This is a genomic window from Agromyces sp. GL_144 (assembly GCF_057834305.1).
Genome location: NZ_CM174399.1, coordinates 2234745 through 2249095, shown reverse-complemented (window position 1 = coordinate 2249095; position 14351 = coordinate 2234745). Strand labels below are relative to the sequence as shown.

At 68.7% G+C, this 14351-nt stretch carries 12 protein-coding genes; 9 read left to right on the top strand and 3 right to left on the bottom strand.

Going from position 1 to position 14351, the window contains the following annotated elements; genetic code table 11:
- Position 1: 1 nt before the first annotated feature.
- The gene (locus tag AC3IPY_RS10185; protein WP_489184178.1) at positions 2-1273 is read left to right on the top strand and encodes a Mur ligase family protein; all 1272 of its coding nucleotides are present in this window, start codon (positions 2-4) and stop codon (positions 1271-1273) included.
- A complete protein-coding gene (locus tag AC3IPY_RS10180; protein ID WP_489184177.1) occupies positions 1270-2013 on the top strand; it encodes a type 1 glutamine amidotransferase in 744 nt (247 codons plus the stop codon). The genes AC3IPY_RS10185 and AC3IPY_RS10180 overlap by 4 nt, the downstream gene beginning before the upstream one ends.
- Before the next feature lie 171 nt (positions 2014-2184).
- Here the strand turns inward: AC3IPY_RS10180 and AC3IPY_RS10175 are convergent, their stop codons facing one another.
- Complete coding sequence (locus tag AC3IPY_RS10175; RefSeq protein ID WP_489184176.1) at positions 2185-2415, bottom strand: DUF7455 domain-containing protein; 231 nt, start codon at positions 2413-2415, stop codon at positions 2185-2187.
- A gap of 146 nt (positions 2416-2561) precedes the next feature.
- Here AC3IPY_RS10175 and AC3IPY_RS10170 point away from each other — a divergent pair, with 146 nt between their 5' ends.
- Positions 2562-4640: a DNA gyrase/topoisomerase IV subunit B gene (locus tag AC3IPY_RS10170; protein WP_489184175.1), complete on the top strand. Its 2079-nt coding sequence runs from the start codon at positions 2562-2564 to the stop codon at positions 4638-4640.
- An 84-nt stretch (positions 4641-4724) separates the two neighbouring features.
- Here the strand turns inward: AC3IPY_RS10170 and AC3IPY_RS10165 are convergent, their stop codons facing one another.
- Positions 4725-7199: a DNA gyrase/topoisomerase IV subunit A gene (locus tag AC3IPY_RS10165; protein WP_489184174.1), complete on the bottom strand. Its 2475-nt coding sequence runs from the start codon at positions 7197-7199 to the stop codon at positions 4725-4727.
- 72 nt (positions 7200-7271) lie between these two features.
- Here AC3IPY_RS10165 and AC3IPY_RS10160 point away from each other — a divergent pair, with 72 nt between their 5' ends.
- Positions 7272-8420 carry an alkaline phosphatase family protein gene (locus AC3IPY_RS10160; protein ID WP_489184173.1) on the top strand — a complete coding sequence of 383 codons (1149 nt, stop codon included), beginning with the start codon at positions 7272-7274 and terminating at the stop codon, positions 8418-8420.
- A 134-nt stretch (positions 8421-8554) separates the two neighbouring features.
- On the opposite strand, the gene AC3IPY_RS10155 is transcribed toward AC3IPY_RS10160, so the two are convergent.
- On the bottom strand, positions 8555-9136 hold the full coding sequence (locus AC3IPY_RS10155; protein ID WP_489184172.1) for a DUF3043 domain-containing protein: 582 nt from the start codon (positions 9134-9136) through the stop codon (positions 8555-8557).
- Positions 9137-9173: 37 nt separating this feature from the next.
- Here AC3IPY_RS10155 and AC3IPY_RS10150 point away from each other — a divergent pair, with 37 nt between their 5' ends.
- From AC3IPY_RS10150 to AC3IPY_RS10130, 5 genes are all read left to right on the top strand, one after another.
- Positions 9174-10604, top strand: a complete 1431-nt coding sequence (locus AC3IPY_RS10150) for a dipeptidase (RefSeq protein WP_489184171.1) — start codon at positions 9174-9176, stop codon at positions 10602-10604.
- A 77-nt stretch (positions 10605-10681) separates the two neighbouring features.
- Positions 10682-11032, top strand: coding sequence for an iron-sulfur cluster insertion protein ErpA (erpA, locus tag AC3IPY_RS10145; protein WP_489184170.1), 351 nt, complete (start codon positions 10682-10684; stop codon positions 11030-11032).
- A 199-nt stretch (positions 11033-11231) separates the two neighbouring features.
- The gene (ctaC, locus tag AC3IPY_RS10140) at positions 11232-12131 is read left to right on the top strand and encodes an aa3-type cytochrome oxidase subunit II (RefSeq protein ID WP_489184169.1); all 900 of its coding nucleotides are present in this window, start codon (positions 11232-11234) and stop codon (positions 12129-12131) included.
- Complete coding sequence (gene ctaD / locus AC3IPY_RS10135; RefSeq protein ID WP_489184168.1) at positions 12128-13864, top strand: aa3-type cytochrome oxidase subunit I; 1737 nt, start codon at positions 12128-12130, stop codon at positions 13862-13864. The genes ctaC and ctaD overlap by 4 nt, the downstream gene beginning before the upstream one ends.
- Positions 13865-14287 (top strand): cytochrome c oxidase subunit 4, encoded by a 423-nt coding sequence (locus AC3IPY_RS10130; protein WP_489184167.1) that lies wholly within the window; start codon positions 13865-13867, stop codon positions 14285-14287. It abuts the gene before it with no gap.
- Positions 14288-14351: the final 64 nt, after the last annotated feature.

The window sequence follows — 14351 nt, the reverse complement described above, 5'->3', positions numbered from 1 at the left end:
GGTGCCAGCTGGAACCCTGCGTTATGCGCCGGCGATCCTCGTCGGCAGGCTCACCCGAATCGCCGCCCGGCTGCGCAAGCCGGGCGGCGGTTCCGCGGTGCCCGGCCTCGTGGTCAACCGCATCGCCCCGAACTACCTGAAGCGCACGCTCTCCGGCTTCCCGCAGGGCCTCGTTATCGTGACCGGATCGAGCGGCAAGTCGACGACCACCAAGATGCTCGTCGCGATCCTGCGCGCCCACCATGTTGACGTGTTCACGAACCCGTCGACGGCGAACATCAGCCAGGGCCTCACCTCGGCGCTGCTCGAGCGCGCCGACTGGCGGGGCCGCGTGCCCGGTGAGATGGCCGTGCTCGAGATGGACGAAGGGCATGGCGCCCTCGTCATGCAGGGTGTCGACGCGCGCGTCGTCACGCTCATGAACGTCATGGTCGACCAGATCGACCGGTTCCACGACTCCGAGATGGTCGCCGGCATGCTCGCGCGCATCGCCGCGCGGGCGAACGAGGCCGTCGTCGTGAACGGCGACGACGCCTATCTGGCTCGTCTCGCCGAGAAGGTGCGGCCGGATGTCGCGGTGCACCGCTTCGGCGTCTCGCAGGCGGTGCTCGACGCCTCACCGCGAGGCCTCGGCTACACCGAGACGTCGCGCGATCGTATCGAGCCGGGCGACGGGGTCATCGTCGGGGGCGTCGACGGCCGTACAGCCCTGCTCAACGACGGACGCACGTTCATCACGACGACCCTGCCCGCACGTGGAGTGCACTATGCCGTCGACGCGGCCGCCGCCTATGTCACGGCGAAGTCGGTACTCGGCGAGGGATTCTCCGCTCGCACCGCGAACGAGGCACTGGCGTCCATCCCCGCAGTGTTCGGTCGCGGAGAACGCGTTCGGGTGCGCGACCAAGACGTCGACTTCGTGCTCGTGCAGAACCCCGCGAGCTACCAGCTCAACGTCGACAGCATCGAGGACGGCACGAGCGACATCCTCTTCGCGATCGGCTCCGATGTGCGCGATCCCTCATATTTCTGGCCGACGGATGCCTCGTCCCTCGGCCGTGTGTCGATCGTGTCCGGTTCCAAGGCGGCCGAGGCCGCACTGATGCTCGCCTACGACGGCGTCGAGATCGATCGCGTCGAGCCTGACCTCGGCCGCGCCCTCGACGACTTCCTCGCGGCGCCCGCGCCGGCATCCGGCACGAAGACGATCGTCTTCTCGGCCGATTCGATGCGGCGCACCCGCGCCCACCTCGGACTCACGGGAGCGGAATGACCCTCACGATCGTGGCGCTCCTGCCGTCGCTGCAGAACACCAACGGCGACGCCGAGAACGCGGCCGTGCTCGCACGCCGCGCTGCATGGGCCGGACTCGAGGCGCGTGTCGTCGCCGTCGAGTCCCGTGCCGAACTGCCCGATCAGGTCGACGCCATCGTGCTCGGCTCGGGCAGCGACGCGTCGCTGGAACGCAGCCGCGAGCTTCTGCTCGACCTTCACGACGAGCTTCGCCGCTGGGGCACCGAGGGGGTTCCGATCCTCGCCGTCGGCACCGGGTGGGAACTGCTCTCCTGGGGCGTCGAGCGGCCCGACGGCACCGTCGTCGAGGGCCTCGGCATCCTCCCCGGTCGGGCCGTGCCGCGCCCCGGCCCCCGCGTGACCGAAGACCTCGTGGTCACCGAACGTGGCACCGGCCGCACGCTCATCGGCTTCGAGAACCACGCTCGCGACTACATCGGCGCCGAGGGCTCACCGCTCGGCCGAGTGCGTGCCGGGCAGGGCAACGGGCGCGCATCGGGTCAAGAGGGTGTGGTCATGGGCGAGGTCATCGGCACGCACCTGCACGGGCCGGTGCTCGCCAAGAACCCCGACCTCGCCGATCGCATCCTCGCCACGATGGCCGGGCGTGCAGGCCTCGACTACGAGGCGGGCGAGCAGGCTCGTGTCGTCGACGCGTACGCGGATGCCGCGCGCCGGGCGATCCTCGCCGCGTCAGGCGTCACCGACGCCACCGCCTGACGGCTCAGGGCCTACCCCGACCTGCGACGATCGGCGCCCGATCGAGGCATCCGCTCGGGCCGTGGAACCGTGCTGCGTTCCGGCGCGCACCGGAGACGTCGAACGCCCCGAGATCCGATCTCGGGGCGTTCGATGTCGGTGGCGGCTCTGCGAGCCGTCACGAGCGTCAGGTCAGGGGCGCTCGTTGAGGCGCGAGGACTCGTCGTGCCAGCTGTGGGCGATCTGCGAGAGCTTCTCCTGGTGCTTGCGACCGTGGTGGGCGCAGAACAGGAGCTCGCCGCTGCCGACGACCACGCGGATGTACGCCTGGGCGCCGCATGCGTCGCAACGATCGAGCGCGGTGAGCTCGTACGGGGTCTCGAGTTCCTCGACCGCACCGTTGGTTTCGATGTGCTGGGTCATGGCTCCTCCTCCTGGCTCACGTTCGCGAAATCCGTTCATCAATGTAAACACGCCGGAGGCCCCAGCCCTTCCGTTGGGCCGGGCATTTCGCTCAGCGCGTAGCGCCTGTGCTCGAGCGTCGGCGGTGCTCAGTAGGCTTGGTCGACGTGAGCTCCGACTATTCCGCCCGCCATCTCTCCGTGCTCGAGGGCCTCGAGGCCGTGCGCAAGCGACCCGGCATGTACATCGGGTCGACCGATTCCAGAGGTCTCATGCACTGCCTCTGGGAGATCATCGACAACTCGGTCGACGAGGCGCTCGCCGGTCATGGCAGCGAGATCGGTGTCACGCTGCATCCCGACGGCAGCGTCGAGGTGCGCGACCGCGCACGCGGCATCCCCGTCGACATCGAACCCAAGACGGGTCTCTCCGGGGTCGAGGTCGTCTTCACCAAGCTGCACGCCGGCGGCAAGTTCGGCTCCGGCTCCTACGCGGCCTCCGGCGGCCTGCACGGTGTCGGCGCCTCCGTCGTGAACGCGCTGTCCGAGCGCCTCGACGTCGAGGTCGATCGTGACGGCAAGACCTGGGCCATGTCCTTCCACCGCGGCGAGCCCGGCATCTTCGCCGACACGGGTGCGCCGTCGCCCGACGCCGCCTTCACGCCGTTCGAGCAGCGCAGCGAGCTCCGGGTCGTGGGCAAGGTCGCCAAGGGCGTCACCGGCACGCGCATCCGCTACTGGGCAGACCGTCAGATCTTCACCAAGGGCGCCGAGTTCCAGTCCGACGAGCTCGTCGGCCGCGCTCGTCAGACCGCGTTCCTCGTGCCGGGGCTCGCCATCGACGTCACCGACGAGCGCGGCGAGGTGCCGCACACGACGTCGTTCCAGTTCGAGGGCGGCATCTCCGAGTTCGTCGAGCACCTCTCGGTCGATTCGGCGCTGACCGACGTCTGGCGCCTCACGGGCACCGGCACGTTCTCCGAGACGGTGCCCGTGCTCACCGACGGCGGCGCGATGGTGCCCACCGAGCTCAAGCGCGAATGCGTCGTCGACATCGCGCTGCGCTGGGGCACCGGCTACGACACGATCGTGAAGTCGTTCGTCAACATCATCGCCACGCCCAAGGGCGGCACGCACCAGACCGGGTTCGACCAGGGGCTGCTCAAGTTCCTCCGCCAGCAGGTCGAGCAGAATGCGCGCCGATTGAAGGCGGGCAACGACAAGCTCGAGAAGGACGACGTGCTGGCCGGCCTCACCGCCGTCATCACCGTTCGCCTTCCCGAGCCGCAGTTCGAGGGGCAGACCAAAGAGGTGCTCGGCACCCCGGCCGTACGCGCCATCGTCTCGAACGTGCTCACCAAAGAGCTCGGGGCGAGGTTCTCCTCGACCAAGCGCGATGACAAGGCGCAGTCGGCGTTGCTGCTCGACAAGGTCGTCGCCGAGATGAAGTCGCGCATCTCGGCCAGGGCCCACAAAGAGACCCAGCGTCGCAAGAACGCGCTCGAGAGCTCGTCGCTGCCCGCCAAGCTCGTCGACTGCCGGTCGACCGATGTCGCGCACAGCGAGCTGTTCATCGTCGAGGGCGATTCGGCGCTCGGCACGGCCAAGCTCGCCCGCGACAGCGAGCACCAGGCGCTGCTGCCCATCCGCGGCAAGATCCTGAACGTGCAGAAGGCCAGCGTCGCCGACATGCTCGGCAATGCCGAATGCGCGTCGATCATCCAGGTGATCGGGGCCGGCTCCGGGCGCAGCTTCGACATCGCGACCGCGCGCTACGGCAAGGTCATCATCATGAGCGACGCCGACGTCGACGGCGCCCACATCCGCACGCTGCTGCTCACGCTGTTCTTCCGTTACATGCGCCCCATGATCGAAGAGGGGCGGGTGTTCGCCGCCGTGCCGCCGCTGCACCGCGTCGTCGTCATGAATCCGGGCTCCAAGCCCAACGAGACGATCTACACCTACTCCGAGGCCGAGCTCGCGGGCGTGCTCGCGACGCTGAAGAAGCAGGGCAAGAAGTATCAGGATCCGATCCAGCGATACAAGGGACTCGGCGAGATGGACGCCGACCAGCTCGCGACCACGACCATGGACCGTCGTCAGCGCACCCTGCGCCGTGTCGGCCTCGGCGATGCCGAGAACGCCGGGCGCGTCTTCGAGCTGCTCATGGGCAACGAGGTCGCACCGCGCAAGGAGTTCATCGTCGAGAGCGCCGACGGCCTCGAGCGCGAGCGCATCGACGCCTGACGCAGCACCCGAGAGATGCAGAACGCGGCGGCCGATCGGCCGCCGCGTGCTGCATTTCGCCGCCTGCTCGGCGGCGCGATGGAGTCAGGAGACGCGTGTGCCGATCGCCGCGACATGCGCCTCGAGCGGCTGACCCGACGCATCGCGCTTGGCGCCCGTGTCGGGCAGCTGGCGGGCTGCGCCGTCGGCTGCGACCGCAAGCGCCGGCGATGGACCGGCCCAGGCGAGGCGCAGCGCGTCTTCGCCCTTGAGGAACCGCTGCGCCCGAACGCCGCCGGTCGCACGCCCCTTGGCGGGGAACTCCGAGAACTCGCTCACCTTCGCGCTGCCGGCGTCGACGCCGAGCAGCGTGTCGCTGCCGGCCGCGATCGTGACGACCACGGTGTTCTCGAGCGCCTCGGCCGGAAGGCTCGTGAAGTGGATGACGTGTGCACCCGCGCCGAGCTTGATGCCCGCCATGCCACCCGCCGGGCTGCCCTGCGGGCGTACCGTCGCCGCCGGGAAATGCAGGAGCTGCGCGTCGGATGCGACGAAGACGAGCTCGTCGCCCTCACCGCCCTGGACCGCACCGACCACCTCGTCGCCGGCCTTCAGCCCGATGACCTCGAACTCGGGCTTGTTCGGATATGCCCCGGTCGAGACCCGCTTGACCACGCCCTGGCGGGTGCCGAGCGCGATCGAGCGGTCGGCGCTGAGCGAGACCAGTGCGAGCACCTTCTCGTCGCGGTTGGGCAGGCCGAGGTAGTCGCCGATCTTCACGCCGGCACCGAGTTGCACGGAACTCGGCGGCAGCATGGGCACGTCGACCGCGGTGAAGCGAATGAGGCGGCCGAGGTTCGTGACGGCGCCGATCTCTGCGCGGCTCGACGTGTCGAGGATCGAGAGGATCGCATCGTGCTTGCTGCGGCGGGAAGGCACCGTGATGCTCGGGGTGCCGGCCTCGCCGGGCTGCAGGTCGACCCTGGCGATGCGGCCCGTCGACGAGAGGAACACCCGGCACGGGACATCCGCCACCTCGAGGATCGCGGCGGCACGCTTGGCCGCGGCCCCCGTGGCGACCGGACGCGCATCGGTGAGGAGCGTGCGGCGAGGCGTGCCGTACTTCTCGGCGATCTCGGCGAGCTCGTCGGAGACGAGTGCCTCGATGCGGTGCCGACTGGCGAGGATCGCCTCGAGCTCCTCGATCTCGGCGCGCAGCTTGTCGCGCTCGGCCTCGAGCTCGATGCGCGAGAACTTCGTGAGGCGCCGCAGCTGGAGCTCGAGGATGTAGTCGGTCTGCACGACACTGAGGTCGAAGACCTCCATGAGCCGCGTGCGGGCCGCCGCCGTGTCGTCGCTCGAGCGGATGACCTGGATGACCTCGTCGATGTCGAGGATCGCGATGAGCAGGCCGTCGACCAGGTGCAGGCGTTCCTTGCGTCGTGCGAGGCGGTACTGCGAGCGACGCGTGACGACCGAGATGCGGTGGTCGACGTAGACCTGCAGCAGTTCGCGCAGGCCGAGGGTCTGCGGCCCGCCGTTGACGAGGGCGACGTTGTTGATGTTGAACGAGTCCTCGAGCGGGGTGAGCCGGTAGAGCTGCTCGAGCACGGCGTCGGGGCTGAAGCCGGTCTTGATGCCGATGACCAGGCGCAGTCCGTTCGTGCGGTCGGTGAGGTCGGTGACGTCGGAGATGCCGCTGAGCTTCTTGGAGTTGACGCCGTCCTTGATCTTCTCGATGACCTTCTCGGGGCCGACGAGATAGGGGAGCTCGGTGACCACGAGTCCGGTCTTGCGCGCGGTGATGGGCTCGATGCGCACCTTGGCGCGGGTCTTGAAGCTGCCGCGGCCGGTGGCGTAGGCGTCGCGGATGCCGGCGAGGCCGACGATCGTGCCGCCGGAGGGCAGGTCGGGCGCCGGCACGAACTCCATGAGGTCGTCGAGCGTGGCGTCGGGGTGGGCGATCAGGTGTCGCGCAGCGGCGACGACCTCGATGAGGTTGTGCGGCGCCATGTTCGTCGCCATGCCGACCGCGATGCCGCTCGCTCCGTTCACGAGCAGGTTCGGGTAGGCGGAGGGCAGCACGGCGGGCTGCATGAACTGGTTGTCGTAGTTCGGCACGAAGTCGACGACGTCTTCGTCGAGGCCGTCGTTCATGGCGATGGCCGCGGCGGTGAGCCGGGCCTCGGTGTACCGGGATGCCGCGGGGCCGTCGTCGAGCGAACCGAAGTTGCCGTGCCCGTCGACGAGCGGCACGCGTAGCGTGAACGCCTGCGCCATGCGGACGAGGGTGTCGTAGATGGCCGTGTCGCCGTGCGGGTGGTACTTGCCCATGACCTCGCCGACGACGCGCGAGGACTTGACGTGGCCGCGATCGGGGCGCAGGCCCATCTCGTTCATGCCGAAGAGGATGCGCCGCTGCACGGGCTTCAGGCCGTCACGGGCATCGGGCAGGGCGCGCGAGTAGATGACGGAGTACGCGTACTCGAGGAACGAGCCCTGCATCTCGGTGGCGACGTCGACGTCTTCGATGCGCTCGACGATCGGTTCTTCAGCGGGCGGGTTCTTGGCTCGGGTCATCCGTGTTCTCTGCTGCTGGTGGGCTCACGCCGGGAATGAAGGGCGCGCCCTGCCTGTGCGAGACTGGGCGCGATGCCTGCCATGCTACCGGTGCCCACCGACGCCGTTCCGCGCCTCACCGACGTCCTTGGCAGTTCGATCGCGAGCCTCGGGGGTCATGACAACGCATTCGGCCTGCCCGCGGCATCCGGCGTCGTCGTCGTGCTCGTCGACGGGCTCGGCGCGGCCAACCTCCAGGCGCGCGCCGGCCATGCGCGCTTCCTCTCCGGTCGCACGGCCAAGCGCGACGTCATCCGCACCGTGCTGCCGTCGACGACGGCCGCGGCGCTCGCGAGCCTGACCACAGGTCGGCTGCCGGGCGAGCACGGCCTGGTCGGCTATCGCGCGCTCGACGCCGCGAACGACCGGCTCGTCAACCAGCTGAGCGGATGGGACGCCGCGATGGTGCCCGAGACCTGGCAGCGTTGCGAGACGGCGTTCGAGCGGGCGGAGCGCATCGACATCGACCCGATCGCGATCGGCGCCGCGCGGTACGCCGATTCGGGGTTCACGCGGGCGGTGCTGCGCGGAGCCGAGTACCGTGCGGCGGCCTCGATCTCGGACCGCTTCGCCACGGCCCTCGAGCTGCTGCACTCGCGCACGGCGCCGCTCATCTACCTCTACGTGCCCGAGCTCGACCAGGCGTCGCACGCCCACGGCTGGGAATCCGATCGATGGCTCGGCCTGCTCGAGCAGCTCGACGCCGAGGTCGCCTCCTTCGAGCAGCGGATGCCGCGTGGCGCGGGCCTGCTCGTGACCGCCGACCACGGCGTGGTCGACGTCCCATCGCACCGCCACGTGTTCGTCGACGCGAAGCCCGAGCTCGTCGCGGGCGTGCGACACGTCGGCGGAGAGCCGCGGTTCCTGTCGCTGTACCTCGAACCCCGGCTCGACGCGGGGGAGCGCGACGCCCTCCTGACGCGGTGGCGCGGCGCCGAGGGACACCGCTCGTGGGTGCTCTCCCGCGACGAGGCGATCGACGCCGGCCTCTACGGCCCGGTCGCCGACGACGTGCGCCCGCGCATCGGCGACATCCTCGTCGCAGCCCGTGCCGGCATCGCGTACTACGACCGACGCGAGGCGAACCGGCAGGCCGAGGGCATGATCGGGCAGCACGGGTCGCTCACCGATGAGGAGACGCGCGTGCCGCTCATTCGCGGCGGGGCGTTCCGCCGGGCCTGAGTCCCGGATCCCGTTCGCTCCCGGCTGCCGCCGCGGCCGGTGCACGAGCCGCACCCGCGGGCGTCCCGCTCACGCGGAGACGACGACGGCCGGGGCATCCGCCGCCGGCCGTCGTCTGTGCTGTCGCGTGCGCGTCAGCTCGGGTACTGACCGCGCTTGACCTGCGGCTTGGGCAGGCGGAGCATGCGCAGCTGGAGCGCGCGCATGGCCGCATACCAGCGCACGCGCTCGGCCTTGTCGCCGTACTTCGCGCGAAGCTTGCGCGTGAGCAGCTGCCCGAGCACGATCACGTCGACGATCGCGATGAGGAAGAACGACCAGAGCGCGAGGATGCCGATCGCCTGCACCTGCGCGTCGGGGATGAACGTGAGGATGATCACGGCGAACATCACCGGGATCAGGATCTCGCCGATGCTGAAGCGCGCGTCGACGTAGTCGCGCACGAACTTCTTCTGCGGGCCGCGGTCGCGCATCGGGAGGTAGCGCTCGTCGCCGGCGGCCATGCCGACTCGGGCGCGCTCGCGGGCCTCGGCCTCCTTCGCCTTCGCCGCCTTGGCCGCCTCCTTGCGGTCGTTCGGCACGAGCGGGCGCTTGCGGGCGGCCTCCTGCTCGGCGCGGCTCGGCGTGGGAACGCCCTTGCCGGCCTTCAGACGGGCCTGGGTCTCTTCGAGCGTCTCGGCGCTCGGGTCATCGCTGTTGGTGGGTTGCTTTGCCACGGGGGTCCCTCGAATCGGTTCCCTTAAGATTACCGGCATGACCGAGCCCACACCCACCGGCCCCGCATCCGCTCCGAATCCAGACGTCGTCGACGCGATCCGCGACGCCGTCGACGTCGGATTCCCTTCGACCGTCGCCGACCTCGCGAACCTCGTCCGCATCCCGTCCGTCTCCTGGCCCGCCTTCGACCCGGCCCATGTGGCGCAGAGCGCCGAGGCGGTCGCCGGGCTGCTCCAGGACACCGGCGTCTTCGAGCTCGTCGAGGTGCGCCGGGCACTCGTCGACGACGGCTCCGAGCTCGGCCGGCCCGCGGTCGTCGCGAGCCGGCCGGCGCGCAACGGGCGGCCGACCGTGCTGCTCTACGCGCACCACGACGTGCAGCCGCCCGGCAAGGACGAGGACTGGGAGACCGCGCCGTTCGAGCCCACGCAGCGCGGCGACCGCCTCTATGGGCGAGGCGCCGCAGACGACAAGGCCGGCGTCATGGCGCATGTCGGCGCCATCCGCGCCTTCGCCGAGGCCGCCGGCGACTTCGACCTCGGCCTGGCCGTGTTCATCGAGGGCGAGGAGGAGTGGGCGTCGCGCTCGTTCGCGAACTTCCTGCGCGAGAACCGTGAGCTCCTCGCCGCCGACGCGATCATCGTCGCCGACTCGGGCAACTGGGACCTCGACACCCCGGCGATCACGGTGGCGCTCCGCGGCGCCGTGGCGTTCAACGTGCGCATCTGCACGCTCTCGCACGCCTCCCACTCGGGCATGTACGGGGGAGCGGTGCCCGATGCGATGCTCGCCGCGATCCGCGTGCTCGACACCATGTGGAACGCCGACGGATCCGTGGCCATCTCCGGGCTCTCCAGCGCCGACCTCGAGCCGCCGGCCTTCGACGAGGCGCAGCTCCGTGCCGAGACGGGGCTCGTCGACGGCGTGACCCCCATCGGCACGGGGTCGATCCTCTCCCGCATCTGGGCGCAGCCGGCGGTCACGGTCACGGGCATCGACGCGCCGGATGTCGCGAACGCGTCGAACACCCTCGTGCCCGAGGTGCGCGTGCGCATCAGCGCGCGCATCGCACCCGGGCAGGACGCGGGCGAGGCGTACGAGGCGATCCGAACGCATCTCGAGGCGAACGCGCCGTTCGGTGTGCAGCTGGGCTTCGAGGACGTCGACCGCGGCCAGGCCTTCCTCGTCGACACGAGCGGCTGGGCCGTCGAGGAGACGCGTGCCGCGATGACGGATGCCTGGGGCAGGGCCCCGATCGACATCGGCGTCGGCGGGTCGATCCCGTTCATCGCCGAACTCGTCGAGGAGTTCCCCGAGGCGCAGATCCTCGTGACCGGCGTCGAGGATCCCGATTCGCGCGCGCACAGCCCGAACGAGTCGCTGCACCTCGGTGTCTTCAAGCGGGCGCTGCTGAGCGAGGCGCTCCTGTTCGCGCGACTCGACGCGCGGGGCGCGACGCAATCCTGAACTCAGGCCGTATCCGCAGCCGGAGCGGGTAGAATCCGATCAGACATCAGGCGTTCTTCGACGCACCGAGGAGAGACATGAGCGACACCATCACCGACACCGAACACGGTGTGAAGCTGAGCGACACGGCGGCCGACAAGGTCCGCAGCCTTCTCGAACAGGAGGGCCGCGACGACCTGCGCCTGCGTGTCGCCGTGCAGCCGGGCGGCTGCTCGGGCCTCATCTACCAGCTCTACTTCGACGAGCGAATGCTCGACGGCGACGCCGTCGTGGACTTCTCGGGCGTCGAGGTCGTCGTCGACAAGATGAGCGTCCCCTATCTCGACGGCGCCTCGATCGACTTCGAGGACACCATCCAGAAGCAGGGCTTCACGATCGACAACCCCAATGCACAGGGAAGCTGTGCATGTGGTGACTCGTTCCACTGAAACACCGCATTCGACTCCGCGAAGGGAGGCTGCCGATGGCAGCCTCCCTTTCTCTTTGCGCCGATGATCGCGGAAATCGACGCGCGGATGCCCGGAAAACGAGGGTCCCTTGCACGCCAGCCCGGTCGAGTCGGAGTAGGCTATCCATCGATCATGCGCTTCGCTGTGAAGCGCCTTCGAGTCTCCCGAAAGGTCACCGGTGCGCCACAATCGCCGTCTCCGATGGGCTGCTATCCCGATCGCAGCGTCGCTCAGCCTCGTCCTCGCAGGGTGCACGACCGCTCAGCTGAACGGGTTCCTGCCGGGCTTCGAGGAGGGGCAGCCTCCCGTCACGAACCACACCGAGCGCGTCTCGGGCCTGTGGGTCACGTCGTGGATCGTGCTGCTCGTCGTCGGTGTCATCACCTGGGGCCTGACGATCTGGGCCGTCATCGCCTACCGTCGCCGCAAGGGGCAGACCGGCCTCCCGGTCCAGCTCCGGTACAACATGCCGATCGAGGTGTTCTACACGATCGTCCCCCTCATCCTGGTGCTGGGCTTCTTCGCCTTCACGGCCCGCGACCAGGAGGCCATCGAGCAGCGCTTCGCCGATGACCAGATCGACGTCAAGGTCGAGGTCATCGCCAAGCAGTGGGCGTGGGACTTCAACTACGTGAACGAAGACGTCTACTCGCCCGGCATCCAGGGCCAGCTCTCCGACGAGGGTCCCGACGGCTCGCTCGTCGAGTCCGAGGTGCCCACGCTGTACCTGCCCGTCGGCAAGAACGTCGAGATCGAGCTCGAGTCGCGCGACGTCATCCACTCGTTCTGGGTCGTGGACTTCCTCTACAAGAAGGACATGTTCCCGGGCAAGACCAACTACATGTCGTTCGTGCCCGAGCGCGAGGGCACGTACGAGGGCAAGTGCGCCGAGCTCTGCGGCGAGTACCACTCGTTGATGCTCTTCAACGTGAAGGTCGTCTCCGACGCCGAGTACGAGCAGTACATCGACTCCCTGCGCGACCTCGGCCAGGAGGGGCAGCTCTCCAACGAGTACGACCGCAACCAGAACCTGCCCGGCACGGGCGCGCCCGAACTGAAGGAGCACGAAGGCGAATGACCACCACGACCGCACCGGCTCGGCCGCAGTCGAGCAGCCTTCCCTTCGGCGCGTCGAAGGTCGAGCGCAAGGGCAATGTCCTCGTGCGGTGGATCACCTCCACCGACCACAAGGTCATCGGGTACATGTACCTGATCACGTCGTTCGTCTTCTTCTGCATCGCCGGCGTGATGGCGCTGATCATCCGCGCCCAGCTCTTCGAGCCCGGCCTCGAGATCGTGCAGACGCGCGAGCAGTACAACCAGCTCTTCACGATGCACGGCACGATCATGCTGCTCATGTTCGCGACGCCGCTGTTCGCCGGGTTCGCCAACGTGCTCATGCCCCTGCAGATCGGTGCGCCCGACGTCGCCTTCCCGCGTCTGAACGCGTTCGCGTTCTGGCTCTTCGGCTTCGGCTCGCTCATGGCGGTCTCGGGCTTCTTCACGCCGCAGGGCGCGGCCTCCTTCGGATGGTTCGCCTACCAGCCGCTGGCATCCACGACCTTCTCGCCCGGCGTCGGGGGCAACCTCTGGATGCTCGGCCTCGGTCTCTCCGGCTTCGGCACCATCCTCGGCGCGGTGAACTTCATCACCACGATCATCACGATGCGCGCGCCCGGCATGACGATGTTCCGCATGCCGATCTTCACCTGGAACACGCTGGTCACCTCGATCCTCGTGCTCATGGCCTTCCCGGTGCTCGCGGCCGCGATCCTCGCCGCCGGCGCCGACCGCGTGTTCGGCGCGCACATCTACGACCCCGCCAACGGCGGAGTCATCCTCTGGCAGCACCTGTTCTGGTTCTTCGGCCACCCCGAGGTCTACATCATCGCGCTGCCGTTCTTCGGCATCGTCTCCGAGATCCTCCCGGTCTTCAGCCGCAAGCCGATCTTCGGCTACTCGACCCTCGTCTACGCGACGATCGCGATCGCGGCGCTCTCGATCACGGTGTGGGCGCACCACATGTACGTCACCGGGTCGGTGCTACTGCCGTTCTTCTCCGTGATGACGATGCTCATCGCCGTTCCAACGGGTGTGAAGATCTTCAACTGGATCGGCACGATGTGGCGCGGCTCGATCACGTTCGAGACGCCGCTCGTCTGGACGATCGGCTTCCTCATCACATTCGTCTTCGGTGGCCTCACCGGTGTCATCCTCGCCTCGCCGCCGCTGGACTTCGCGGTGTCCGACACGTACTTCGTCGTCGCCCACTTCCACTACGTCGTCTTCGGCACCGTCGTGTTCGCCATGTTCGCCGGGTTCTACTTCTGGTGGCCGAAGTGGACCGGCAAGATGCTCAACGAGACGCTGGGCAAGTGGCACTTCTGGCTGCTCTTCATCGGCTTCCACACGACGTTCCTCATCCAGCACTGGCTGGGCGTGGTCGCGATGCCGCGTCGGTACTACTCGTACCTGCCCGAAGACAACATCACGTGGATGAACCAGCTCTCGACGATCGGTTCGGCGATCCTCGCGATCTCGATGATCCCGTTCTTCCTGAACGTCTACATCACGGCCCGCCGCGCCCCCAAGGTGACGGTGAACGACCCGTGGGGTTACGGCCGCTCGCTCGAGTGGGCGACCAGCTGCCCGCCCCCGCGCCACAACTTCACCTCGATCCCGCGCATCCGTTCGGAGTCCCCGGCATTCGACCTGAACCACCCCGAGGCCGGCATCCCCGTCGGCATCGGTGCGGGCAAGGATGCTCCTGATGCGCCCGTGTTCGACGTCGAGACGAAGGAAGTCAAGTAAGTGCGCGCGAATGTGATTCTCTTCTGGATCCTGGCGGGATTCTTCGCGATCGCCGCGGCGATCTACATCGCCTGGAGCGCGATCGACGAGGTGGAACCCGGTGTCGAGTGGGTCGGTCTCGTTGCGATCTCGCTGAGCGCGGTGCTCGCGGCGTTCATCGCCTTCTATCTCGGACGGGTCCACAAGGCGCAGGGCGCCGAGCTCCCTGAGGACCGTCTCGACGCGAACATCGACGACGGCGACCCCGAGCTCGGGTTCTTCAGCCCCTGGAGCTGGTGGCCTATCATGCTCGCGGGTTCCGCGGCACTGCTCTTCCTCGGCCTCGCGGTCGGGTTCTGGATCAGCTTCATCGCGGTCGGCCTCGGCGTCATCAGCCTCGTGGGCTGGGTCTACGAGTACTACCGGGGCAACTTCGCCCGCTGACCTCCAGCACGCTCGGAACGGCCCCCACAACGCGTTGTGGGGGCCGTTCCGCATCACTCGGGGC

Excerpts from the sequence above, each read along its gene's own strand:
- AC3IPY_RS10160 (WP_489184173.1), top strand. The coding sequence starts at position 7,272 with ATGCCTGCCATGCTACCGGTGCCCACCGACGCCGTTCCGCGCCTCACC.
- AC3IPY_RS10150 (WP_489184171.1), top strand. The coding sequence starts at position 9,174 with ATGACCGAGCCCACACCCACCGGCCCCGCATCCGCTCCGAATCCAGAC.
- AC3IPY_RS10175 (WP_489184176.1), bottom strand. The coding sequence starts at position 2,415 with ATGACCCAGCACATCGAAACCAACGGTGCGGTCGAGGAACTCGAGACC.
- ctaD (WP_489184168.1), top strand. The coding sequence starts at position 12,128 with ATGACCACCACGACCGCACCGGCTCGGCCGCAGTCGAGCAGCCTTCCC.
- AC3IPY_RS10165 (WP_489184174.1), bottom strand. The coding sequence starts at position 7,199 with ATGACCCGAGCCAAGAACCCGCCCGCTGAAGAACCGATCGTCGAGCGC.
- AC3IPY_RS10180 (WP_489184177.1), top strand. The coding sequence starts at position 1,270 with ATGACCCTCACGATCGTGGCGCTCCTGCCGTCGCTGCAGAACACCAAC.
- erpA (WP_489184170.1), top strand. The coding sequence starts at position 10,682 with ATGAGCGACACCATCACCGACACCGAACACGGTGTGAAGCTGAGCGAC.